The 23835-nt window shown below is 32.2% G+C and carries 25 protein-coding genes; 9 read left to right on the top strand and 16 right to left on the bottom strand.

The window, feature by feature from the left end; translation table 11 throughout:
* Nucleotides 1-2: 2 nt before the first annotated feature.
* Complete coding sequence (locus N5D03_RS07785; RefSeq protein ID WP_280051320.1) at nt 3-581, top strand: TlpA disulfide reductase family protein; 579 nt, start codon at nt 3-5, stop codon at nt 579-581.
* A gap of 76 nt (nt 582-657) precedes the next feature.
* On the opposite strand, the gene N5D03_RS07790 is transcribed toward N5D03_RS07785, so the two are convergent.
* The 5 genes from N5D03_RS07790 to N5D03_RS07810 are packed head-to-tail and all read right to left on the bottom strand — an operon-like array spanning nt 658 to nt 7491.
* Nucleotides 658-2907, bottom strand: coding sequence for a multicopper oxidase domain-containing protein (locus N5D03_RS07790; RefSeq protein WP_280051321.1), 2250 nt, complete (start codon nt 2905-2907; stop codon nt 658-660).
* Nucleotides 2908-2919: 12 nt separating this feature from the next.
* A complete protein-coding gene (locus N5D03_RS07795; RefSeq protein ID WP_280051322.1) occupies nt 2920-3366 on the bottom strand; it encodes a hypothetical protein in 447 nt (148 codons plus the stop codon).
* A 45-nt stretch (nt 3367-3411) separates the two neighbouring features.
* Entirely contained in the window at nt 3412-6063 is a 2652-nt protein-coding gene (locus N5D03_RS07800) for a copper-translocating P-type ATPase (protein WP_280051323.1), read from the bottom strand.
* Between the two features lie 23 nt (nt 6064-6086).
* On the bottom strand, nt 6087-6908 hold the full coding sequence (locus tag N5D03_RS07805) for a DUF3347 domain-containing protein (RefSeq protein ID WP_280051324.1): 822 nt from the start codon (nt 6906-6908) through the stop codon (nt 6087-6089).
* Between the two features lie 10 nt (nt 6909-6918).
* Entirely contained in the window at nt 6919-7491 is a 573-nt protein-coding gene (locus tag N5D03_RS07810) for an AraC family transcriptional regulator (RefSeq protein WP_114999350.1), read from the bottom strand.
* Nucleotides 7492-7718: 227 nt separating this feature from the next.
* Here N5D03_RS07810 and N5D03_RS07815 point away from each other — a divergent pair, with 227 nt between their 5' ends.
* The gene (locus tag N5D03_RS07815; protein ID WP_280051325.1) at nt 7719-8279 is read left to right on the top strand and encodes a DUF4256 domain-containing protein; all 561 of its coding nucleotides are present in this window, start codon (nt 7719-7721) and stop codon (nt 8277-8279) included.
* A 270-nt stretch (nt 8280-8549) separates the two neighbouring features.
* Entirely contained in the window at nt 8550-9359 is an 810-nt protein-coding gene (gene murI / locus N5D03_RS07820; protein ID WP_135836097.1) for a glutamate racemase, read from the top strand.
* Between the two features lie 62 nt (nt 9360-9421).
* On the opposite strand, the gene N5D03_RS07825 is transcribed toward murI, so the two are convergent.
* Nucleotides 9422-9799, bottom strand: a complete 378-nt coding sequence (locus tag N5D03_RS07825) for a GreA/GreB family elongation factor (RefSeq protein ID WP_135836096.1) — start codon at nt 9797-9799, stop codon at nt 9422-9424.
* A gap of 517 nt (nt 9800-10316) precedes the next feature.
* Between N5D03_RS07825 and N5D03_RS07830 the strand changes: the two genes are divergently transcribed.
* The 6 genes from N5D03_RS07830 to N5D03_RS07855 all read left to right on the top strand — a co-directional run bounded on the left by N5D03_RS07830 (nt 10317) and on the right by N5D03_RS07855 (nt 14288).
* The gene (locus tag N5D03_RS07830) at nt 10317-10631 is read left to right on the top strand and encodes a hypothetical protein (RefSeq protein WP_280051326.1); all 315 of its coding nucleotides are present in this window, start codon (nt 10317-10319) and stop codon (nt 10629-10631) included.
* Nucleotides 10632-10722: 91 nt separating this feature from the next.
* Nucleotides 10723-11070, top strand: coding sequence for a hypothetical protein (locus tag N5D03_RS07835; protein ID WP_280051327.1), 348 nt, complete (start codon nt 10723-10725; stop codon nt 11068-11070).
* An 84-nt stretch (nt 11071-11154) separates the two neighbouring features.
* Nucleotides 11155-11997 carry an MbnP family protein gene (locus N5D03_RS07840; RefSeq protein WP_280051328.1) on the top strand — a complete coding sequence of 281 codons (843 nt, stop codon included), beginning with the start codon at nt 11155-11157 and terminating at the stop codon, nt 11995-11997.
* Nucleotides 11998-12041: 44 nt separating this feature from the next.
* Nucleotides 12042-13082 (top strand): cytochrome c peroxidase, encoded by a 1041-nt coding sequence (locus N5D03_RS07845; RefSeq protein WP_280051329.1) that lies wholly within the window; start codon nt 12042-12044, stop codon nt 13080-13082.
* 10 nt (nt 13083-13092) lie between these two features.
* Nucleotides 13093-14058 carry a hypothetical protein gene (locus tag N5D03_RS07850; RefSeq protein WP_280051330.1) on the top strand — a complete coding sequence of 322 codons (966 nt, stop codon included), beginning with the start codon at nt 13093-13095 and terminating at the stop codon, nt 14056-14058.
* A gap of 2 nt (nt 14059-14060) precedes the next feature.
* On the top strand, nt 14061-14288 hold the full coding sequence (locus N5D03_RS07855) for a YHS domain-containing protein (RefSeq protein WP_280035914.1): 228 nt from the start codon (nt 14061-14063) through the stop codon (nt 14286-14288).
* Nucleotides 14289-14450: 162 nt separating this feature from the next.
* On the opposite strand, the gene N5D03_RS07860 is transcribed toward N5D03_RS07855, so the two are convergent.
* The 10 genes from N5D03_RS07860 to ureC all read right to left on the bottom strand — a co-directional run.
* Nucleotides 14451-15845, bottom strand: a complete 1395-nt coding sequence (locus N5D03_RS07860; protein ID WP_280051331.1) for an MBL fold metallo-hydrolase — start codon at nt 15843-15845, stop codon at nt 14451-14453.
* 254 nt (nt 15846-16099) lie between these two features.
* Nucleotides 16100-16873 carry a YeiH family protein gene (locus N5D03_RS07865; protein ID WP_260392416.1) on the bottom strand — a complete coding sequence of 258 codons (774 nt, stop codon included), beginning with the start codon at nt 16871-16873 and terminating at the stop codon, nt 16100-16102.
* A gap of 136 nt (nt 16874-17009) precedes the next feature.
* The gene (locus N5D03_RS07870; RefSeq protein WP_180906409.1) at nt 17010-17909 is read right to left on the bottom strand and encodes an AraC family transcriptional regulator; all 900 of its coding nucleotides are present in this window, start codon (nt 17907-17909) and stop codon (nt 17010-17012) included.
* 57 nt (nt 17910-17966) lie between these two features.
* Entirely contained in the window at nt 17967-18854 is an 888-nt protein-coding gene (locus N5D03_RS07875; RefSeq protein WP_180906408.1) for an urea transporter, read from the bottom strand.
* 16 nt (nt 18855-18870) lie between these two features.
* Nucleotides 18871-19653 (bottom strand): urease accessory protein UreD, encoded by a 783-nt coding sequence (locus N5D03_RS07880; protein ID WP_280049724.1) that lies wholly within the window; start codon nt 19651-19653, stop codon nt 18871-18873.
* Between the two features lies 1 nt (nt 19654).
* Complete coding sequence (ureG, locus tag N5D03_RS07885; protein ID WP_038336646.1) at nt 19655-20293, bottom strand: urease accessory protein UreG; 639 nt, start codon at nt 20291-20293, stop codon at nt 19655-19657.
* Nucleotides 20294-20314: 21 nt separating this feature from the next.
* A complete protein-coding gene (locus N5D03_RS07890; protein WP_115000043.1) occupies nt 20315-21004 on the bottom strand; it encodes an urease accessory protein UreF in 690 nt (229 codons plus the stop codon).
* 11 nt (nt 21005-21015) lie between these two features.
* Nucleotides 21016-21516 carry an urease accessory protein UreE gene (locus tag N5D03_RS07895; protein WP_038336649.1) on the bottom strand — a complete coding sequence of 167 codons (501 nt, stop codon included), beginning with the start codon at nt 21514-21516 and terminating at the stop codon, nt 21016-21018.
* Nucleotides 21517-21521: 5 nt separating this feature from the next.
* Nucleotides 21522-22154, bottom strand: a complete 633-nt coding sequence (locus N5D03_RS07900) for a hypothetical protein (protein WP_038336650.1) — start codon at nt 22152-22154, stop codon at nt 21522-21524.
* Nucleotides 22155-22235: 81 nt separating this feature from the next.
* Nucleotides 22236-23835: urease subunit alpha (gene ureC / locus N5D03_RS07905; RefSeq protein ID WP_280051332.1), on the bottom strand; the 1600-nt coding region annotated here is incomplete at its 5' end.

Here is a 23835-nt window from a genome sequence, read left to right on the forward strand (position 1 = left end):
CAATGATCAAAAGAAATTATTCAACAATTATTATAGGAGCGCTGGCTTTGGTCTTACTTTTTGTGCCAGAAGCAAAAGCAATGATGCAACAAGGTTTAATGAAATTAGGCTTATTTGAACCGAAATTAGAAAAAGTTGAACCAACAACTCAACCAAAATCTAAAGCAAATTATACATTCGAAATGGTGTATGCTGACGGAAAAGCAATCAATATGGAAGATTTGAAAGGTAAAGTTGTATTCATGAATTTTTGGGCAACTTGGTGTCCGCCTTGTATCGCGGAAATGCCATCAATTCAAAAACTTTATGATAAAGTAAAAGATGATAACGAAATCGTTATTTTGACGGTTGAAGTAGAAGGAAAACGTGATAAAGTAGCAAAATTTATGGAACGTAAAAATTTATCGTTGCCTGTAGTTTATCCAAATTCATCTATTCCTACTGAGTTTTTTAATGGTTCGTTACCAACAACAGTTATTTTAGACAAGAAAGGAAATATTGCACATACAACAATGGGAATGGCGGATTATTCTGGACAAGATATTGTTGATTTCTTAAATGAACTGAAAGCGATGGATTAATCATTCAACATCATCTAAAAACAAAAAGCTTCAAGAAAATTCTCGAAGCTTTTTATGTTTTATACTATTTATATTTCTAATAAACTAACCTCAATCCTACACCGAATCCCATATCGCTATCGTAATGAGTTCTGATGTGCATATTTCTGTTCAAGATATAGCTCAACTCGCCCATATATTCTTTATCTGTATTCCACATAAAACCAGCGCGAACTCGTTTTGAAATTGGAATATCCTCTCTCATCAGTTGCAAACGAACTTTTCCTGTTTGATAAATTTCGGTCTGAAAATCAATTAACATTGGTAATTTATACACAAAACCAGCACTGAATAATCCTTTGTTTCTATCTGTTTTTTGACCAAAAATATTCTTTTCTACAATTCCGTGGTCTGTTAACATTTTGTGTTGATTCCAATCAAAACCTACAAAAACTTGAAACCATTGATTTCGATCAATAAAACGTCCCAAATGTGTTTCTACTTCATAACCGTGTTCTGGTTTGTAACCAATTCCCCACTCCGAAGTAAAAGCCCAACGTGCATCTTGCACCATCAACATACCATCTAAACCATTTGTAGCGAAATCATTTTCTACCATAACATGCTTCATATTACTTTCCATTTGCAACATTTTATAAGCATGTTTTTTATTTGGTAAATTAGGATTTTGATAATCTCCAACCTCAAAAACGCGATTCATTCCGCCCATCATGTGATACAAAATATGACAATGGAAAAACCAATCACCTTCTGTATTTGCCTCAAATTCGATGACATTTGTTTCCATCGGCATAATATCCAACACGTTTTTCAGCGGAGAATATTCACCATTTTTATTAATGACACGAAAATCGAAACCATGTAAATGCATTGGGTGACGCATCATCGAATTGTTATATAAGGTAATACGCAGAATCTCACCTTTTTTGACTGGAATTTTATCCGATTCCGAAAACACTTTGTTATCCATACTCCACACATAACGATTCATATTTCCTGTTAATTCGAAACGCATTTCTTTTATTGGAGCATCTTTCGGAAGTGTTGTGTTTTCAGGTGATTTTAGCATTCCGTAATTTAAAGTGGTAATGTTTGAGGATGTATTTCCGTGCGAAGAATGATCCATTTCAACCATTTCTGAATGATTTTCAACAGAATCTTTCTTTGATTTTTTGGATTTCTTTTTCGCTTCGCCAGAAATTTCAGGATACATCACGGTGTTCATGTCCATTTGCTGTAAGCTCATTTTCATTCCCATATCGTTCATTGTTCCGTTCATATTCATCATGTCGTTCATCATCTTCATTCCTTCAAAATACTTCAATTTTGGAAGTGGTTCCATCAATTGTTTCTTTCCATCACCAATGAACAACGAAGCCGAACCCGTTCTGTCTTCAGAAGTTGCTTGAAATTCGTACGATAAACCACCTTCAGGAACTGTAACTACAACATCATAGGTTTCGGAAACGCCAATAATCAAACGATCAACTTCTAAAGGTTCTACGTCATTTCCATCATTTGCTACAACCGTAATTTTGCCACCTGCATAACGCAACCAAAAATAAGTCGACGCACCACCATTCGAAATGCGTAAACGTACTTTATCTCCTGCTTTGAATTGTTTCAGTTGACTTTCATTCTGCGCATTTATCAAGAATTTTTCGTAATAAACATCACTCACATCCATCGCCAACATACGCTTCCATTCGTTGGTCAATTTTGTTTTGAAATGCCCTTCTCGAATTGCTTCAGCATAACTTTGCGTTGAACCTTTTTTGATTCCCGCCCAATCGTTTGCATTGTGCAACATTCGTTGAATATTTTTTGGATTAAGATCTGTCCATTCGCTCAACATCACAGGAATTGTAGGTAAATCATCAATTCCTTTTCGGAACGTAGGATCATTTTCGCGTTTCTTCAAAATCATCGAACCGTACATCCCAATTTGTTCTTGATACCCCGAATGACTGTGGTACCAATGCGTTCCGTTCTGAATAATCGGAAATGAATACGTGTACGTTTCACCAGGTTTGATTCCCATTTGTGTCAACATCGGAACCCCATCTTCTTTATTTGGCAACCACACGCCGTGCCAATGCAACGAAGTGTCTTCGTTCAATTTATTATGTACACGAATGACAGCCGTATCGCCTTCCGTAAACTCTAAAGTAGGCATCGGAATTTGACCATTTACTGAGATTGCTCTTTTCTCTTTTCCAGAAAAATTAACAATGGTATCACGTACATATAAATCGTATTCCACACGTTTTTGCGCATGCAAAGCAATCACCAACGGAATAAAAAGTAAACAAAGTAATTTCCTCATGAGAATGATTTATTATAACTGACTATACTTCTTATAATTCTCCTCGTTTTCGAAATAATCAACATTTCCTTGCTGATCTTTCAAAACAATATACGCATTCGCTTTATCAATTTCCTTTCCTGTAAAAGGATCTTTTGCTTTACGCGCAGTTTCATCATTCGGAATTCTTTCTACACACATATTACAACATCCATAATAGGTTTTTCCGTCATAAGGAACTTCGAACTGATTTTTGCCCATATACGCGTTGTTCACCATACAAACTTGCTTATTCGGAACTTTATCTCCCACATTGTAAGCCAAGTTTTCTGTATTTGGAGACATTTGCATATTCATATTTTCTTGATGCTCTACATGAGTAGTTTCTGGCGATGATTTTTCTTCATCTTTCTTTGAACAAGACACTAAAAAAAATGTTGCTAAAACAGAAATTCCAACAATCGATTTTATATTTTTCATTATTTCAATTTTTATTTTTTATCAATTTTCACTTTTATATTAAACCTAAATTTTTGCTCTATTTAATCGAGCAGCATTTAAAATGACAGAGACAGAGCTCAAACTCATCGCAGCTGCAGCCACCATTGGTGATAATAGAATTCCGAAAAATGGATACAATAATCCTGCTGCAACTGGAATCCCTAATACATTATAGATAAAAGCAAAAACTAAATTTTCTTTAATATTTCGCATCATTTTATGACTCAATACAATACTTTTATACACGCCAATCAAATCACCTTTCAATAAAGTAATATCCGCACTTTCAATAGCCACATCGGTTCCTGTTCCCATCGCAATCGAAACATCAGCTTGTGCCAATGCAGGAGCATCGTTTATTCCATCGCCCGCCATCGCAACCACTTGTTGTTTGTCTTGCAAATCTTTGATCGTATTCAGTTTTTCTTGAGGTAAAACTTTCGCTTTAAAATGCTCAATACCGACTTCTTTAGCTACTTTCAAAGCTGTTTGCTCATTATCGCCCGTCAGCATCATTACATCTACTTTTTGCGCTTTTATTTTATGAATTGCTTCTTTCGATGATACTTTTATTTCGTCAGAAATTTCAAATGCAGCCAACACTTTTCCGTTTACACCCAAGAAAGATAGAGTGTTCGTACTATCCACTTTTGGTACTTGAAGCCCTGCAAATGTCATCAATCCTTCGTTACCCAAATACACTTCTTTTCCGTCTACCAAACCTTTTACTCCTTTACCTGCTAAATCTTCAAAATTCTGAATCGAATGCAAGTTCAAGCTTTCTTTTTCAGCCGCATGAACAAAAGATTGCGCCAATGGATGTCCACTATTTTGGTTCATACTTGCTGCTAAAAGCAATACTTCATTTTTATTTGCTCCTTCAAACGGAATGATATTCACCACTGCAGGTTTTCCCTCAGTAATCGTACCTGTTTTGTCAATCGTTAAAGTTGTTACTTTGTTCAAGCGCTCTAAAGCTTCGGCATTTTTTACCAAAACACCATTTTTTGCACCTTTACCAACTGCAACCATCACCGACATTGGCGTAGCCAAACCAAGGGCGCATGGACAAGCCACTATCAACACCGCTAAAGCATTAGCAATGGCAAATGCCACACGATTTTCATTGCCAAAAATCCACCATGCAAAGAAGGTTACTAAAGCAATAACCATAACAGTAGGTACAAATATTTTGGAGATTTTATCAACGACTTTTTGAATCGGAGCTTGACTTCTACTTGCTTGATTCACCATATCAATGATTTGGGCCAATAAAGTTTCTCCACCTACTTTGGTTGCTTTCATCAAAAAGGTTTTACTTCCATTTATTGTTCCCGCAACCACTTCATCGTCAACCGTTTTTGAAACAGGAGTTGGTTCACCCGAAATCATACTTTCATCAATATCTGCAAAACCTTCGGTTATAATTCCATCAACAGGAACTTTATCCCCTGGTTTTACACGCAGAATATCATCTAATTGAATTTGATCAATACTTACCTTTTCTTCTTTTCCATTAACAATTCTAAAGGCTTCATTCGGTGATAATTTAATCAACTCTTTTAAGGCTGAATTGGTTTTAGAATGTGCTTTTGCCTCCAACATTTGTCCCAACATTACCAATGTTAAAATCACTGCTACCGACTCAAAATATAACGCTACTTGACCGTGATGCGTTTTGAACTCCGAAGGGAATAAATGTGGAAAAAATAAGCCCACTACCGAATACAAAAATCCAGCACCAGCACCCAAACCGATTAAACTGAACATATTGAGATTCCATGTTTTGAAAGAAACCCAAGCTCGTTGGAAAAATGACCAACATGTATAAAAAATGATGGGTAAACACAGTGCAAACTGAATATAAGCTGATATTTGAGGACTCACAATTTTGCCAATTGGGTTACCTGGTAGCATTTCGCCCATTGCTAAAATGAAAATAGGAACGGTTAGCACCATAGAAATCCAAAACATTTTTCGGGTATGATGATAGGCATCATCAGTCGAATCAGTTTGTACCATAGGAATTAGATCCATTCCACAAATCGGACAAAAACCAGGTTGATCTTTGATGATTTCGGGGTGCATCGGACAGGTATATTCGTTTGATAAGTTCAACTTTTCTTCTTTTATCAAATGCATTCCACAAACCGGACAATTACCAGGTTTGTCGTAAGTTTTATCACCTTCGCAATGCATCGGACAATAATATTCGTCGCCAGAATTTGCTTTTTTAGGAGCTATTGCAGATGTAACTTCATTTGTATTGTGTTGGGCATGTGAGCAATTCGCGTGATCGTGCTTTATTGTTTCTGTTACTTCTTGTTTTTTATGTGAACAAGAAGCCTCATCGACAGTCGAATTAATTTCTAAATTTTCCTTTTTCATCAAATGCATTCCACAAACCGGACAATCTCCAGGTTTGTCGTAAGTTTTATCACCTTCGCAATGCATCGGACAATAATATTCGTCTACAACAATTTCCGCTTTTTTGTGTGAACACGAATCCGAAATTGATTTAGACTCGTTAGATAAGGTTTCGGTAGTTGCATTTTCGGATATTTCTACCAAAAACATCCCGCATTTCGAGCATTTATCTCCTTGATTACCGATCACTTCTGGATGCATTGGACAAGCATAACCTGGCGATTTTTTGTGCATTTGATGATTTTCCATTTAAATGTTTTTTTTAAATTGGTTTACAATTTATCAACTGTGCTTCCACATGTCAACATCATATTTCCGTAAAATGGATTTTTAATATCCGAATCTTTACTCAACCAATTCGAACCTCCATTAAACATTGGACAATTTTGATAATAAATGGTATAACCAAGATTTGCTTTTTGAGCTAATTTGTACATTGGTGATGATAATTTTGCAAAAAATGCACGCTGTTTATCAATATTTTTTTCGTGAACTAATTGTTTTGAAGTTGTTTCTAAGTCTTTCAAAGCTTCCATCCAAATCGTATGTGATTCATGTGAAAGTTTACCCATCTCTACAGCAGAAATTGATTTCGAAAAAGCAGTGATTTGTTTCGAGATTTCACTTTCATTTGTTTTTACAAAAGCATCTTTTAATGAAAAGTAAGCATCAAAAACGAGTGACAATTGATTTTGTTGTTGAGAACTTTCATTTGAAGTATGATTGGAATGATTCATTTCCTTATGGTTCATCGTCATTTTTTTATCACGAGAATATTGACAATCTTTCTCCAATTTCGCGTAAGCCTCATCTGGTGCCATATATTCTGCATTATCAAAACCCGCCAAAGCAACTTTCTTCAAAATTTCGTTCGAATTTGTTTTTGCTTTATTATATGTAATCAAAGCTATTTGAGTCGATGCATCAAAATCCACTTTAGAAATTCGAGGTTGATTACCAGCTTTTTCAATTAATTCTTTCGCATTTACACAATTTCCTTTTACTTGAAATTGTTTTGTCTCTTGATTTTTAAATTGTGCATTTGCTGTAAAAGCAAGAAAACTTCCGATAACTAAAAAACTATATTTTTTCATAATTTTTGATTTATATTTTATCAATTGCTCGACGCGTATGTTTGCTCAATTGTTTGAAAACAGAAGGTGTTAACCCTGTTACTTTTTTGAATTGTGCACTAAGATGTGCCACACTCGAATAATTCAATTGAAACGCAATTTCACTCAACGATAATTCGTCATAAATCATTAATTCTTTGACCTTTTCTATTTTTTGCTGAATAAAATATTTTTCAATAGTTTGTGCTTCCATTTCTGAAAATAGATTCGAAATATATTTGTAATCCAAATTAGTTTTCTCACTCAAATAATCAGATAAATTGACTTTAAGTTCGTTATTTTCCTGATGAACCAGCTGAATAATCAATGTTTTTATTTGTTCAATCAACTTACTTCTTTTATCATCAATCAACTCAAAACCAACTTCTTCTAATTCATTCCGAACCAATTCTAATTGTTCATTATCAATAGGATTTTTCAATTCAACTTCTCCCAATTCGATATGATTTGTTTCAATGTTATTCATCTTCAAAATTCGTCCTACTACTACTTTACAGCGATGACAAACCATATTTTTTATAAATAATTTCTTTGTATTTTCCATGTTATATTTTCGAATTTGAGCGATTTACTTCATTTAAATTTACAAAATCTTCTGTTACAAATTTCGTACAACTTCATTTCAAAAGATTATACAATTTGGAAGATGATGTATATAATTTTCAGATTAATCATTTTTCATTAACCTATTCTTGATAAATGAATTACCAAAATCATCTGGTTTTTGAATATATTTGATTAGAAAAATAATTTCTCAAAACAATAAATTCTATGACAAAAAACGAATTAACTCCAGCAGAACAACAAAACTGCATTCAGATTTTGAAAGAACGCTTTGAGAAAAATATGCACAGACATAAAGGTTTGGATTGGCAAAAAATAGAAGAAAAGATCATCAATCAACCTGAAAAAATTTGGTCTTTGTATCAAATGGAAATTACTGGAGGTGAACCTGATGTTATTTTTTATGATGATAAAACTGACGAGTATTATATTGTAGATTGTTCGACGGAAAGTCCAAAAGATCGTAGAAGTTTGGCGTATGATTACGAAGAACAGACATCTCGCAAAGAACATCAACCAAAAAATAATGCGATAGATGTCGCAAAAAGTATGAAAATTGAGTTGCTTACCGAAGAAGAATATCATTTGTTGCAAGCTGTAGAAATTGTCGATCAAAAAACGTCAAGTTGGTTAAAAACACCAGAAAAAATTAGAGAATTAGGCGGCGCTATATTTGGCGATTATCGTTACGGAACTGTTTTTATTTATCACAACGGTGCGCAATCTTATTATGCAGCTCGTGGTTTTAGAGGGATTTTAAAAATTTAGAAAATTATGAGATTTATATTTCCACTTATTATTTTTCTTTTTGGTTCAATTCTATTTATAATTGGCATTTTGTGTAAAATCACCCATTTTCATTTTATTATTTCTACCAATTTGATGCTATTTTTAGCTTCTATTATTCAAATTACAGGAATCATATTATTTATTTTTAAATTAATTCTGACTCCTAAAAAGGATCATTTTTTGAATTTATAATTTCATTTTTATTTGCAATACATTTTGTAATTTTATCATCAAATTAAGACAGCTAAAATGCAAGGACCAATTGGTGTTTTTGATTCTGGTTATGGAGGTTTAACCGTTTTCAAGGAAATTCAGAAAAAATTACCGCAATATGATTATATTTATTTAGGTGATAATGCACGTATTCCATACGGAATTCGTTCGTTTGAAACAGTTTATGAATATACAAAAGAATGTGTTTTCAAATTGTTTGACTTAGGTTGTAATTTAGTTATTTTAGCTTGCAATACAGCTTCTGCAAAAGCTTTAAGAACAATTCAACAAAATGATTTACCAGAAGGTAAAAAAGTTTTAGGTGTAATTCGTCCTACAACTGAATCAATAAATGAATACACAAAAAATAATAAAGTTGGGGTTTTAGCAACACAAGGAACTGTTTTATCAGAATCTTATAAAATTGAAATTAATAAGTTTCATCCTAATATAAAAGTTTTCCAACATGCTTGTCCGCTTTGGGTTCCACTAGTTGAAAACAATGAAATTAACAGTAAAGCAGCTAATAATATCGTAGAAAAAGATATTGAACATTTATTTTCTTTATCTTCTGAAATTGATACTATTGTTTTAGCTTGCACTCACTATCCTTTATTATTACCCGTAATTAAAAATTACACTCCTAAAAACGTCACTATTCTATCTCAAGGAGAATTAGTTGCAAATAAATTAATAAAATATTTACAACATCATACTGAAGTTGAGACACAATGTTCTAAAAATGGTTCATTAACTTTTCATACAACTGATAATGCTAAAAATTTTGAAGAAAATGCCACTATATTTTACGGAAAACCTATTATAGCTTCTCATATAGATGTGTAATTTTAAAAAAATATAAATAAAAACCGAGCAAACTTGCTCGGTTTTTCTATTCAATTAAGAAACTAAGCTACAGTTTCTACATTCAAAATTTCATACTTTTTTGTTCCTTTTTCTGTTGGCCACTCTACTACATCACCTTTTTTGTATCCAATAGTTGCCAAACCTTCATCCATCAAAATAGAATGGCGATTTTTCTTAGGTTTAGCTTTTTCTGGACTTACAAAATTTAATTGATATTCTTCATTTGAAGTTAATTCTTTAATTGTAACTTTCTTTCCAACTGAAACAATATCTTCTGATAAATCTCGACGAAGAATTTGCTCTGCATGTCTCAATTCATTCGTTAAAATATCTTCTTGATCTTTTGTTACTCTTTTTCTTCTTAAATGATCTTTAATTAAATCATATAAACCTGTTGTTAAAATTATATTCGTTGTCATTATGATAAATTCTTCGTTAACTTTTCAATATTTTGGAGTAGATTTTTAAGATCCAAATATCAAATGACATGAAATTCTAAAACGCTACTATTTGATACAAATCTCCTTACAGAAAATTGAAAATAATTGATAATTGAAAAGAAATAGAAGGTTCCCTGTCTCGAGTCGTAACAGGGATTAGTTGATAAACTCTTTCGAGCTTCTTAAGAAAGTATCATCATGCAAATATGCCAACGACAAAAACAACCACGATTGGTTGTTTCTTCTATAGATGTCAATAAAATTTGCCATGAATTGATTCTAAAATGATTAATTCAAAGTTACGATATCTTTCTCAATCTAAAAAATATAAACCTTTTAAGATTATTTCAATAAAAAGGAACTTGAATTCAATTTCTGAAAAAACTGATAATCTTCATTTTCAAAATAAATAAAAACTGTCTAATTTTATAAAAATTTTAAGGAATTGAAATCTTACCTTTTCATACTAACTGTTGTTCTAATAACTTGTAGGCCATTGCTACCAGTTATTGACTATTTAGTAAATTATGATAAGATTTCTAACGAATATTGTGTTAATATAGAGCGTCCAGAATTATTGTGTAATGGCGTTTGTTATCTGAAAGAACAGATTTCCAAGACTGTTAGTGATGAACAAAATGATGACAATAAAATTCAAGTTTCTTTACGCACAATTGATTATTTTATCTATCAACCTACCTTCGAAATTAATACATCTACCTTTACAAAATCTATTGAAAAAATATCGACTTTCGAATTAGCTTTCGAAACTCAATATCAATTAGATCAACAACTTCAGCCTCCTATTTGATAAATAGCCCATATTTATCAAATTATTATCTCATTAACATTTAATCAAGTTGACATTTCATATAAGATTTGTCAAAAGTTTCAATTGTTTATTGATTGCATTGTTCGTGCTTTTAATTGGTTTTCGATCATTAATTCCTTTTACTGTATTCATTAGTACTCAGGAGAAGATTATTGATGAATATTGTATCAATAAAGAGCGACCAGAAATGCAATGTAATGGAAAATGTTATTTATCGAAGCAACTAAAAGAAACGGAACAAGAATCTGATTCGGTTTTAGTAAAGAATATTCGATTTGCAGAAATTTATATACATTTCGAATGCTTAGCTATTCCATTTATTCAAGATTTTATTGTAAAAATAAAACATCGATTCTTTTGGCAATCATCCTATTCTATCGATTGGGTTTTTAAATATCTAAAACCTCCAATTGTTTAATTAATAGAACAAATATCCAGTATTGGAGAACAATAATTGTTTTCCAACAGCATTTTTATTCAAAAAAATTAAACAATTATTACAATGAAAACAATCAAATATTTTTTAAACTTATCATTTATTGCATTACTTACTTTATTTACTTCCTGCAACAACGATGATGATTTCTCTGAAATTAAATCTACCGAAACAGGTAAAATTCAATTAAAGTTTGAAAATGGATTTGATAATTTGGGAGGAATTGTTTTAGATCAAACAACGCAAACTTCATCAAACGGACAAAAACATAAATTAACAACATTAAAATATATCATTTCTAACATCACATTAATTGACGAAAAAGGAAATGAATTTGATTATCATAAAAATGATCCAGACAAAGGCGCTTTTGTTATTAATCAAGATTCTGCAATAGCTAATGTCGTTTATTTAAATTTGGATAATATTCCTCAAAATAAATATACAAAAGTACGTTTTGGACTTGGTGTATCTCAGAAAGCTTATTTATTAGGCCAGACTGGACAAGCTACTTTTTGGGAAAAAGCAAAGAAAAATGGAATGACTTGGTCTTGGGCTGCTGGTTATGTTTTCTTTAAAATAGAAGGTTTTTATGGGAAAACTACTACTGACACTTTCTTCTTAACTCATACTGGAAATATGGGAGATATTAACAAAAATAATGTTCAAGATTTATATAGAGAAGTAACATTAGATTTACCTACATCTGCACGGGTAACTTCTAAGATTAAGCCATCTATTCATATTATGGCAAATTTGAACACTTATTTAAGTGGTGATCATAAATTGATATTAGATGAGTCGAACAATAACATTATGGGATCTTCCAACTTTGCACAATCGGTAACAGAAAATATACAAAATATGTTTCGAGTTGATCATGTACATAACGACGAAAAAAATCAATAAAGTTTATAGCGGTGTTTATAAAACACCGCATAATTCTACAAACAATGAATAAAATAATAACAATTATTTTCTGTTTATTCATCTTGTTAAGTTGTAACGATGATGATATTGATTATGGACAGATCGTTGATGAACCTTATCAATTAGAAGTTCCTTCTTATTTTCCTAAAATAACATTTGATACAGATAAATATCCGTTAACTAAAAATGGAGTTGAGTTAGGAAAAAAACTATTTTATGAAGGTCGATTATCTAGAAATAATACTATTTCATGTGCTTTTTGCCATATTCAAGAAAATGCCTTTACTCACCACGGACATCCTGTTAGTCATGGAATTGATGATCGATTAGGAATTCGAAATGCTCCTCCTATTCAAAATTTGGCATTTCTAAATCGATTTATGTGGGATGGCGTTATTCATGATTTAGCTCAACAACCAATTTCTCCTATTACAGCTGAAGAAGAGATGGATACTACTTTTCCCGAAATCATTAAGAAATTATCATCAGATTCTTCTTATCGAAAAATGTTTAAAAATGCTTTCGGAGATGATAAAATCGATGCAAATCGTATTCTCAGCGCATTAGGACAGTTTATGGCTTCAGTTGTATCAAAAGATTCAAAATATGATCAGTATTTAAGGAAAGAGACAAATTTAACCGAAACCGAAAAAAAAGGTTTACAACTTTTTCAACAGAAATGTTCAAGCTGTCATAAAGGAACACTTTTTACAGATGAGTCTTTTCGAAATACAGGAATGTATTATAATAAACAATACAAAGATGGAGGTTTATATCGTGTGACATTAGATTCGACTGATTTTATGAAGTTTAGAGTTCCAAGTTTAAGAAATATTGAAATGACCAAACCTTATATGCACGATGGACGATTCTATAGTTTAGAAGCTGTTTTGAATTTTTATTCAGAAGGTGTACAAAATGATAAAAATTTGGATTCTCAACTCAAACAAAATAATCGAATTGGAATTCCTATGACAGAAGAAGAAAAAAAGGCAATTATCTCTTTTCTAAATACATTAACTGATTACTCATTTATTAATAACCCTGCTTATGCAGAATTTTAAATCTATCCAAATGAAATTATATATCAATTTATTTTTCGTTATATTATTTACACCCATTTCATTATTTGCACATACAGATAATGATTCTATTGTAGTCTCTCATTTATATGATTTAGAATTAGATTGTGATGCTTGCGGTTGTTCTGCAACTTCAACCTCAAATGGAATTGAAAATCTTATAAATTCAAATTTCGTTGGGATTCGTTATCTACATCAATCTTATAAAACTAAAGAAGATGCTTTTTCTAATAAAAGAACACAAAAGCAACTGTTCAATACCATTCAATTATGGGCAAGAATTCCAATAAATAATAGAATTGACATCAATGCTAGCATTCCTTACCATTTTCATAATAAAGAAGGTAAAAACTCTTCTTCTATTTCTGGTATTGGAGATTTAAATATGATGGGAATTGTTAAAGTCATTAAATCAAATACAAGTTCTAATGAGCTAAAACATGGATTAAGTGCTGCAATAGGTTTAAAAATTCCAATCGCAAAATTTAATCAAGCAAATGCTGAAACAACCAATCCAAGTTTTCAATTAGGTACAGGAAGTTGGGATACTCAGTTTGCAATAAATTACCAATTAGCTTATAAGAATTCGACTTTACAATTAGTAACAGACTACAACTTGAAAGGAGAGAATAAGAAGAAATACAAATTTGGAGATCAATGGAATCAATTAATTCAATTACAACATCTTTTCATTAACAATGAATTAAAATTACTTGGAAAAGTCGGTTTTCAAAACGAATTTTATTATAAAAATGAACAATTTGGGGAGACGATTCCAAAATCTAAGGGAAAAGCTCAATTTGCGAAATTAGGATTAGAAGCAGCTGCTCGAAAGTTTAATTTTGGTATAGAATATTTTCAACCCATACTTTCTGATTTAAATTCGGGAGAAATCGAAGTAAAAAACAGAATAGGTTTCTTTTTTAATTACAATTTATTTCAATCTAAAAATCAATAACAATGAAAAAAATAGTAACATTAACATTCTTCATCATCTCTTTTTCAATTTTTGCTCAACAAAAACTAAAAGTAAAAGTTGTAAACGAGAAAGATCCTATTTGTGGAATGAATACCGCACAATTCTTAACAGATACTGCAATTTATCAAAAGAAAATTTATGGTTTTTGTAGTAAAAGCTGTAAAGTTGAATTCAAAAAAAATCCAAAAAAATACGTAAAGAAAAAGTAATAGTAAGAAAATAATTTGACAGTAGTTGTACTTGATTCTAAGAAGAATTATTAAGCAACTACTGTCATTTTTATTTAAAATTATTACTGCTTGAGTAGTACGAGCTCTACTTCTACATTCGAATTTGATGTCAACATTTTTAAAATATTTTAAAAAAACATATTATTTCACTAATGATTTTTGATTCAATTTCCAATCAGCAATTCCTCCACTATAATTTTCAACTTCAAAACCTTTCGATTCCAAAAAACTTTGTGCAATCGTTGCTCGATCTCCAGCTTGACAATGCAAGACAATTTTTTTAGTTGGATCTAATTCATTGTATCTTTTTGGTAAATAACCGACAAAAATATGCTTCGCTCCTTCGATATGACCTTCTTTAAATTCTGTTTCCCCTCTAACATCTAAAATCTGAACCTCATCATTTCCAATGTAATTTTCCATTGTATCTGCGTCGATTAAAATAGAAGATTCTAAAGAACTAAAATTACTCAACATATCTGTTGAAGTAATATAACCATAAACATTATCCAAACCAATTCGCATCAATTTTCGTGTCATTTCTTCTATTTCATCCTCTTCTACAATCAACACAATTGGTTCTTGATAATTTACCATCCAACCCATCCAAGTATTGAATGTTTTATTGTTTTGAATATTTAATGTTCCTGGTAAATGGATTTGAGAAAAATCTGTTTTGATACGCGCATCAATCACTTTCATTCCAAAATCTTTCGCTTTTTCAAATTCGATGTATGTTAATTTAGCCCATTTCGGAACTTCGATCAACAAAGGACGTTTTGTTTTATTCAGCTTTTTCATCATTGCAAAATAAGCTGGTGCTTCGGGTTGATCTGCCAATAAATAATCAACAAATCCTTTTTCATTCGAATCAAATTGCAACGCCCAATTTCTGATTTTCTCATAACCAACCGTCGTACTTGCTACAGCACCCAAAGCTTTTCCGCAAGCAGAACCTGCTCCATGTGCTGGCCAAACTTGTAGATAATCTGGCAATGCTTGAAATTTTTTCAACGATTCAAACATCTGCTTCGCTCCTACTTCTTTAGTACCAATTAATCCAGCAGCTTCTTCTAATAAATCTGGACGACCAATATCTCCTACAAAAACAAAATCTCCAGTAAAAATCATAACCGGTTCTTTCGTCGCAGGCGTATCTGTTAATAAGAAACTAATACTTTCTGGCGTGTGACCTGGAGTATGCATCACCTCAAAAATTAGATTTCCAACTTCTATTTTATCGCCATTTTTTAATCCGATATGTTCAAAATCGTATTGCCAATCTTCACCTCCTTCATCAGACAAATACATCTTTGCTCCTGTTACATAAGCTAACTCTTGGCTACCAGAAAGATAATCAGCATGAATATGTGTTTCTGCAATATGCGTAATTTTCAGCTTATTTTCTTCTGCTATTTTTAAGTATATATCAATATCTCTTTTTGGATCGATTACAATTGCTTCTCCTTTTGCTTGACAACCTACAAGGTAACTTGAATGTGCCAATGACTTTTCAAAAATGTGTTGAAAAAACATATGATATTTTTATGGTTTAACCTTTTCTAATTTGTTAAGCAAAGTTAAGTTGCTAAAAAAAAATCGACAGTAACCAATGTTACAGACTTAAAATAGAAAGAATAAAGATTTTAAAAATAATTTAAAACCAAAACCAAAGATAAAATGGAGATAAAAATCCAAAGTAAAATTCCGTATGATAAGGTTTTAAAACCTGCTTGTTTGATGGATTGTATGTTAATCAACGAGCCAATCATAAATAAAGCAACAACCATTTATTGTTTCGAAATTCCTTGTAAAATGTGATAAACTTTTTCGCCTTGAGGAAAATTAGTAGCGATAAGCATTGTTGCAATAAAACCAATAATAAAATAAGGAAATTTGTAAGAAGAGTTCTCTTTTTTGTTGAAATAACCAATTAATAAAGCCAACGGAAAAATCCATAATGTTCGGCTCAATTTCACAGTAGTTGCAACTTCTAAAGCTTGTTCACCGTATTGTTTGGCTGCACCGACAACAGAACTTGTATCGTGAATTGCAATTGCCGACCACAAACCAAATTGATATTGCGATAACTGAAAATAATGTCCAATAAACGGAAAAATCATTAATGCAATCGCATTCAACACAAACACAACTGCCATAGCAATGGTAATTTGATTCGCTTTTAGTTGTAAAACCGAAGAAATTGTGGCAATGGCACTTCCTCCACAAATAGCAGTTCCTGAAGTAATCAGCAGCGATGTATTCTTATTGATTTTTAATAATCGGTAGAATACAAATCCTAATGTAAAAACACTTAACACAGAAATAAAAGTGAGAAAAAATCCATCTTTACTTACCGAAACTGCCTCGTGAAGATTCAAACCTAACCCTAAACCAATGATTGCAATATTCAATAATTTCTTTGAATATCGCTTTGAGATTTCCCCAAATTCATTCTGAAAAATTAAGCCATAACCAATCCCTAAAAGTAACGCCACAGACGACTCTACAAAAGGAAAAAAAGTAAATAGCAACAATCCAAAATAAACTATACGGGCAATCATTTGTTTTATGAAATACAAAAACAAAAGTAATTGACCGTATCAAAATAGATTGTAACATTTGTTACAAATAAGATTATTTTTAGAAAATTTTTCTAAATACAAAAGATATGTATTTAAAATTATCTATTCAATTTGTTTAAAAAACTGGATTTTTAGTACATTGAGAATTCCAGATTTGTTCACGGTATTCTTTTGGTGTGATACCTGCGACTTTTTTGAACAATTGAGTGAAATGTGAAGCGGTCTGAAAATTAAGCTCAAAGGCAATTTCAGAAATTCTTTTACTTGAATGCAATAATGCTTTGCTATAATTAATATCCGTTTCGTTAATCCATTGTTTCGGCTTCTTTTGCGTAATATCTTTCACACATTTGTTGAGATAATTTTCTGTTACAAATAATTTATCTGCATAAAAAGTGACTTTCTTTTCTTCTATATGATGTTTAAAAAGTAAATCTTTAAACTGCAGAGAAAGCTCCATTGGACGCGTAGTTGTACTCGGAATCTTTTTGTAATCGATATTAAGTAACTTTAATAAAACAACATGTAACATCGCGATAATAATCTCATTAATTTCAAGGCTATTCAAGAAAATTTCTTGTTCCATTAAAAACAATAATTGATGAATGGTTTGAAAAGTAACCGCATCGAGTGATAAATAAGGCGACATCAAGAAAATACTCGATTTATATTTTGGCAATTCTAGTTCAGATAAAATATGATTTTCATACGCCAAAAAGAAACCTTCTATATCATCGGACATTTCTACTGTTGCAGTAATGGTTCCTTGTTTTATAAAAATTATTTCATTTTCGTTTACTTCATATTCTTTGTTCTCTAAATATTGTTTCATGCTTCCTTTCGTGACAAACATGATAAAATTAAATGTTGTTCTATATGGAATAACGGGCATTAAAATATCTTTTAGATAATATTCTAATCGATATAACTGTATATCCTCATTATTTCCTAAAACTTGGGTACTTAGATGAGCTAGAAATAGTTCTTTGTATTGTGAGTTTGATATCATTTCCATCGCAATGCTTTTTAAAATGAAACTGTTTTTATTCTTCGAATTTTATGCCAAATTACATTATACTCCAAAAAATCGATCAGTATATTTTTTTATAAATAATGTGCACCAAGTTCCTACAACAAAAGGAAATGTAAGAACTCCTCCAAATGATGCGAAAATATTGATTTTAACAAATAGAACATCTATCAAAACGGTGATAAAAACACCTAATAAAACCCAAAAACCATCTATTCGTTTAGTTCCAGCAAATACAATTGCTGTTAAAACAGCATTAAAACCAAATAATCCCATATGAATTTGCTCTACTGGTTCTCCAAATAAATTTGAAATTTCTGCACTAAAAATAGAAGCTGCCAAACCGTACAAAGCTGCTGCGGGCGAACCTATAAAAACGGCAATAAAAAAGATGATACCAGACATTGGACCACCTTGAAAGATTACTTCTCCGAAACCATTTGTTGATGTAAACAAATCGTTTGTTTCTAATAAAGTTATAGTATTTCCTGCAGTTGCAGGTCCTATTGTTGTAAAATGGTGAATTCCGAAGATTAAACACCATGTTAATAGAATAAATGGTAAAGTAAAAACTGGAATATTTCTTTTGATAAAAAAATGTTGAATAATCGCTGCTAAAGCAGAAGCAACCACCAACAAAATCCAGATAAGAAAAGTAGAGTCGAACATAATTGTTAATGCCACACCAACTAAAGCAGCACTAAATCCATATAAACCTGCGTTGATTTCTTCTTTGTTATATTTTAGTAAGATTGCTGTAATTGTCCCAACTGCTGTCGAAACAATTGCGCCAATTCCTCCTTCTATACTTCCTAAGAAAATACCAATCAAAAACAATAAACCTGTACTACTGTTTTCTTGCAACATGATTTGTCCTAAACCTTTTAGAACTTGATCTATAAATGGAACTTTCGTTAAAATTTTGTCCATGATTTTTTATTTGTTTCTATAATTCCCAAAGTAAATCTTGGGCAACCAAGAAATAATTATACATTGCTTCTCCTCCTTGACTTAGAGCTCTTATGACGAAACCATTTCCGTCCAAAACAGAAATCCCAATTTCTACATTCGTATGTTTTTTTGCAATTTCTAATAATGTTTCTACCAACGCAACTTTATCCGTTTCTGATTTTGTACTAAAGAAAATAAAACTTCCTTGATGTGTATAATTCTCTAAAATACCAATACTACTAATCGGAATTAAATCGGGTTGAATTAAGACATTATCTTTGACTACTAATTTGTTTTGATGATAGATTTCAGTCAAATTCTGAAAACGTTTTAACTTAAAAACTTCTCCCGAATGTTTACGTCCACAGGTAATAATCTCACTAATAATAATTTGACTATTCTCTCCAATTGTAATAGCAGCGCTACTTTTGAAATTAGAGTTTTCATGCGGAACAACTGGATGTGGCACATAGGCAAACGACGCATTGTTGTGGATATTAATCGTTAACTTTTGCGTTGCTTCATCATCCATGTTAAACAATCGTTGGTATGATTGCGATTGTAACTGTAACGCAGCATTATCTTCTACATCAATATTCAGAATATATTCATCGCCATTCAGAATTCCAGGCGAAGAAGTCATCGTCATTTGATATAATTTATTATCTAATTTTCGTTGCCCAACAGATACAACACGGAAAGGTTTACCGACGTATAAATTTTTGACGAACGATTTACCTTCCTTGTACCCTGCAACAATATCTAATCTACATTCCATCTTATCTCAAAAGATTTGGTTCTTCGATTTCTTCTAAAAGTGCATATTTTTTAATCCAACCAATCACGCTGTCCAAACCTTCTTCTGTTTTTAGATTTGTGAAAACGAAAGGTGCTCCATTTCTCATGCGTTTTGTATCGCTTTCCATCACTTCTAAACTTGCTCCTACGTGTGGCGCTAAATCTATTTTGTTGATGATTAATAAATCTGAACGTTGGATACCAGGTCCACCTTTTCTTGGAATTTTTTCACCTTCGGCTACATCTATAATAAAAATCGTCACATCAGCCAAATCTGGGCTATATGTTGCAGCTAAATTATCTCCTCCACTTTCAATTAAAATCAATTCGATATCAGGAAAACGATCTGCTAATTCATCAACCGCCTCCAAATTCATACTTGCATCTTCACGAATCGCTGTATGAGGGCAACCTCCAGTCTCTACACCAATAATTCTATCTTCTGGTAAAAGACTATTTTTTGCCATAAATTTTGCATCTTCTGAACAAAAAATATCGTTTGTGATTACTCCTAAATTATAATCACTAAACATTTTTCGACTTAATTTTTCTAATAAAGCTGTTTTTCCAGAACCTACAGGTCCACAAACTCCAACTTTGATATATTTTCTATTTTCCATTTTGAATATTGTTTATAAAATTTATGACATGTATAAGCGAGAATATAAGCGTTCGTGTTGCATACATCTGATATCAAACGATGTGTTGCATAAGCCTACATATTCTCTATCTAATTCTATTGTTTCTTTGGCTGTTTGAGAAATTGTTTCGTACAAATCGAACATTAAATCTTGCCCATCCAATTGTCCCAAAGGCACTAATTTCACTGCGTTTGTTACAATTCCAGAAGCCGAAGTGTAGTAAAAAGCAAACAATGCTTCGTAAAGTGGAATTTGCAATAAACTGGTATAAATTCCGAAAACAATCGCGTAATTAGAATAAGCGATGTTTTGTTTGATGTTGCGCTCGTATTCCTCAACAAATTCTGATTCTACGCGACGCTTGAAAATTTTGATTAAACGCAAACCTAATTTCTGACTTGCTTGTCTGATTTCTTTTGGCGCTTTTAGAGCAGAACATTCTTCATCTAATTTCAAAATTTCTTTCAAATCTGAATGTTGAGTTGCTTCGTAAGCTAATTTTACAAATGCACCATCATTATATTTCAGATTATATTTCATCATATTTTCTACAAACTCTTGCGCCGTTTGTTTGTTATTGACGATTCCATTCTGAATATAAGTTTCTAATCCATTCGAATGCGTATAAGCACCAATCGGTAAAGTAGGATCAGAAATATGTAATAAACTTGCTAAAAATTCTTGTTTCATTCTTTATCTTTTTACGATAATTTTATTTTCAGATTTTTTGTAGACATTGAACCTCCTACTTTGGTCTCGCGATGATGATCTACATTGGCATTCAATAGATGTAGGAGTTTTAAATCTTGAACTTTTGGATTGTAGCCAGATGATTCTAACCAGCGAAAAATGGTCAATTCGAAAGGCATAAGCAACAAATCATTTTCATTGTAAAGTGGTAAATGTTTGTTTCCTATTTCGTGGCAAAGTGCGCTCATTTCGAGAATAGATTGAGGAGAAAGCACAATCGTTTTGGTTTCTAAAACATTCACAACAATTGCCGTTTCGTCATCTATAAAAAGAATATCTCCATCGTGCAAACGTTGTTTATCTTTCAAAAATTTGATCGCGACATCCTTTCCACCTCTTGTTCTTTTGCGTTGAATTCTCTTGGTTGTTTCGTACCAATCTAAATCCAAATAATCAATTGATTGTAAAATTGATTGTTCTGCAACACTTCCTATTCTCTCATTAATAATCATCTTGCTTAATTTTTTCTTCTAAAATCGATATTTTTAGATACGCCCATTCCAAATGCAGAGCCATTAACTCCAGCAACAGATGTTTTTGTCCAACCTTCTTTTGATTTTGTTTCTAACAGCGAAAAATCTGCAAATCTAAATTTCAATCCCCAGCCGCCGCCTAAAACAATCCCAATCATAGGATAACCTCTCAATCGAAAACCATTAAAATTTTCCATAGATGCTGTTGTTTCAGACAATTGTTGTCCCCAAACATAATGCACATCAAAATGCGCAATTAGCGTAAAATATTTTCCAAGCGCCAAGGACGGACTATACCAAATCCCTGTTTCATTTTGTTTGCTTACAACTTGATGATTGATATTATCTTCTGTATATGCGTAGTTAACCCCAATCGCATCATTATTATTAAAGAAATATCCTATACCAATCGGAGCACTTGAGACGTTACTACTACGACCAGATGGCGACGTAACTTTAGAATAATCCAATGAACCATATAGTGAAAATTGTCCTTTTGGACCTTCATCATTGTCTTTCAATCTCATTCCTCCTAAGATTTGCCCGTTCATTTTCCCTGAAATCAATGACATTCCAATTACTGCAATTGAAAAAACTATTTGATTAAAATTTATCATTTATACTTAAAAACCTGATTTTATTATTTCATTAAAAAATTTGAAAAGGCTCAGCACGTTGTCTGAGCCTATTTTTAATGATTAGAATAAATAATACAATTGAGCTAAAGGAACAACTTCCGATGGTTCGCATGTAATATATTCTCCGTCAACATATACTTTATAATTTTCTGCATTCACTTCAATATTTGGTGTTTTATCGTTGTGAATCAAATCTTTTTTACCAATATTTCTACAGTTTTTAACAGGTAAGAAAACTCTGTTCAAATTATAACTGTCAATTGTTCCGTTATCAATAGAAGCCTGAGAAACGAATGTGATATTCGTTTTCTGAACTGCTTTACCGAAAGAACCAAACATATTTCTATAAATAACTGGTTGTGGAGTTGGAATAGATCCGTTTGGATCTCCCATTTTACTACCTGCGATAAATCCTCCTTTCAAGATCATTTCTGGTTTAACACCAAACATGGCAGGTTTCCAGATTACTAAATCGGCAATTTTACCAACCTCGACAGATCCGATATAATCTGAGATTCCGTGTGCTATTGCAGGATTGATTGTATATTTTGCGATGTAACGTTTTGCACGGAAGTTATCATTGTCATGACCTTTATCTTCTGCAATTTCTCCACGTTGATCTTTCATTTTACTTGCCGTTTGCCAAGTTCTTGAAATCACCTCTCCTGGACGTCCCATTGCTTGAGAATCTGAACTCATGATACTGAAAACACCCATATCATGTAAAATATCTTCGGCAGCAATTGTTTCTGGACGAATACGAGAATCAGCAAATGCTACATCTTCAGGAATATTTTTACTCAAATGGTGACAAACCATTAACATATCCAAGTGCTCATCAATTGTGTTAACTGAATAAGGACGAGTTGGATTTGTAGATGCTGGTAATACATTTGGATACATCGCAGATTTGATGATATCTGGCGCGTGGCCTCCACCAGCTCCTTCTGTATGGAATGTATGAATAACACGACCATTGATCGCTTCCATTGTATCTTCTAAAAAACCTCCTTCGTTTAACGTATCGGTGTGGATCGCAACTTGTACATCATATTTATCTGCAACTTTCAATGCTGCATCAATTGTAGATGGTGTTGCACCCCAGTCTTCGTGAATTTTTACTCCTAAAGCTCCAGCTTCTATTTGCTCTTCGATTGGCTCAACAGTTGCACAGTTTCCTTTTCCGAAGAATCCAAAGTTCATTGGAAAAGACTCAGTCGCTTCCATCATTTTTTGAATATTGAATTTTCCTGGCGTAACCGTTGTTGCATTAGAACCATCATTAGGTCCTGTACCTCCACCAATCATTGTTGTAATACCACTGAATAAAGAAGTATTAATTTGTTGTGGAGAAATGTAATGAATGTGTGTATCGATACCACCAGCTGTCACAATCATTCCAGCTCCATTGTGTACTTCAGTCGAAGCTCCGATAATCATTCCTTCGGTAATTCCGTCCATTGTATCTGGGTTACCAGCTTTACCAATACCAACGATTTTACCATCTTTGATACCGATATCTGCTTTTACAATTCCCCAGTGATCAATAATAATTGCACGAGTAATACAAAGGTCTAAAACACCTTCTGCACGCAATTTTGTAGAGTTTTGTCCCATACCATCACGTACAGTTTTTCCTCCTCCAAAAATTGATTCATCA

Origin of the sequence: Empedobacter sp. GD03861 (assembly GCF_029840885.1) — a bacterium.
In the GTDB taxonomy this organism is placed as follows: Bacteria; Bacteroidota; Bacteroidia; order Flavobacteriales; family Weeksellaceae; genus Empedobacter; species Empedobacter falsenii_B.

What these genes read in the sequence shown, in the direction of transcription:
- murI (WP_135836097.1), top strand. Translation starts at nt 8,550, where the DNA reads ATGCAAGGACCAATTGGTGTTTTTGATTCTGGTTATGGAGGTTTAACC.
- N5D03_RS07810 (WP_114999350.1), bottom strand. Translation starts at nt 7,491, where the DNA reads ATGGAAAATACAAAGAAATTATTTATAAAAAATATGGTTTGTCATCGC.
- N5D03_RS07875 (WP_180906408.1), bottom strand. Translation starts at nt 18,854, where the DNA reads ATGGACAAAATTTTAACGAAAGTTCCATTTATAGATCAAGTTCTAAAA.
- ureG (WP_038336646.1), bottom strand. Translation starts at nt 20,293, where the DNA reads ATGGAAAATAGAAAATATATCAAAGTTGGAGTTTGTGGACCTGTAGGT.
- N5D03_RS07825 (WP_135836096.1), bottom strand. Translation starts at nt 9,799, where the DNA reads ATGACAACGAATATAATTTTAACAACAGGTTTATATGATTTAATTAAA.
- N5D03_RS07800 (WP_280051323.1), bottom strand. Translation starts at nt 6,063, where the DNA reads ATGGAAAATCATCAAATGCACAAAAAATCGCCAGGTTATGCTTGTCCA.
- N5D03_RS07850 (WP_280051330.1), top strand. Translation starts at nt 13,093, where the DNA reads ATGAAATTATATATCAATTTATTTTTCGTTATATTATTTACACCCATT.
- N5D03_RS07865 (WP_260392416.1), bottom strand. Translation starts at nt 16,873, where the DNA reads ATGATTGCCCGTATAGTTTATTTTGGATTGTTGCTATTTACTTTTTTT.
- N5D03_RS07870 (WP_180906409.1), bottom strand. Translation starts at nt 17,909, where the DNA reads ATGGAAATGATATCAAACTCACAATACAAAGAACTATTTCTAGCTCAT.
- N5D03_RS07845 (WP_280051329.1), top strand. Translation starts at nt 12,042, where the DNA reads ATGAATAAAATAATAACAATTATTTTCTGTTTATTCATCTTGTTAAGT.
- N5D03_RS07880 (WP_280049724.1), bottom strand. Translation starts at nt 19,653, where the DNA reads ATGGAATGTAGATTAGATATTGTTGCAGGGTACAAGGAAGGTAAATCG.
- N5D03_RS07815 (WP_280051325.1), top strand. Translation starts at nt 7,719, where the DNA reads ATGACAAAAAACGAATTAACTCCAGCAGAACAACAAAACTGCATTCAG.
- N5D03_RS07895 (WP_038336649.1), bottom strand. Translation starts at nt 21,516, where the DNA reads ATGATTATTAATGAGAGAATAGGAAGTGTTGCAGAACAATCAATTTTA.
- N5D03_RS07855 (WP_280035914.1), top strand. Translation starts at nt 14,061, where the DNA reads ATGAAAAAAATAGTAACATTAACATTCTTCATCATCTCTTTTTCAATT.
- N5D03_RS07860 (WP_280051331.1), bottom strand. Translation starts at nt 15,845, where the DNA reads ATGTTTTTTCAACACATTTTTGAAAAGTCATTGGCACATTCAAGTTAC.
- N5D03_RS07805 (WP_280051324.1), bottom strand. Translation starts at nt 6,908, where the DNA reads ATGAAAAAATATAGTTTTTTAGTTATCGGAAGTTTTCTTGCTTTTACA.
- N5D03_RS07790 (WP_280051321.1), bottom strand. Translation starts at nt 2,907, where the DNA reads ATGAGGAAATTACTTTGTTTACTTTTTATTCCGTTGGTGATTGCTTTG.
- N5D03_RS07900 (WP_038336650.1), bottom strand. Translation starts at nt 22,154, where the DNA reads ATGATAAATTTTAATCAAATAGTTTTTTCAATTGCAGTAATTGGAATG.
- N5D03_RS07795 (WP_280051322.1), bottom strand. Translation starts at nt 3,366, where the DNA reads ATGAAAAATATAAAATCGATTGTTGGAATTTCTGTTTTAGCAACATTT.
- N5D03_RS07890 (WP_115000043.1), bottom strand. Translation starts at nt 21,004, where the DNA reads ATGAAACAAGAATTTTTAGCAAGTTTATTACATATTTCTGATCCTACT.
- N5D03_RS07785 (WP_280051320.1), top strand. Translation starts at nt 3, where the DNA reads ATGATCAAAAGAAATTATTCAACAATTATTATAGGAGCGCTGGCTTTG.
- N5D03_RS07840 (WP_280051328.1), top strand. Translation starts at nt 11,155, where the DNA reads ATGAAAACAATCAAATATTTTTTAAACTTATCATTTATTGCATTACTT.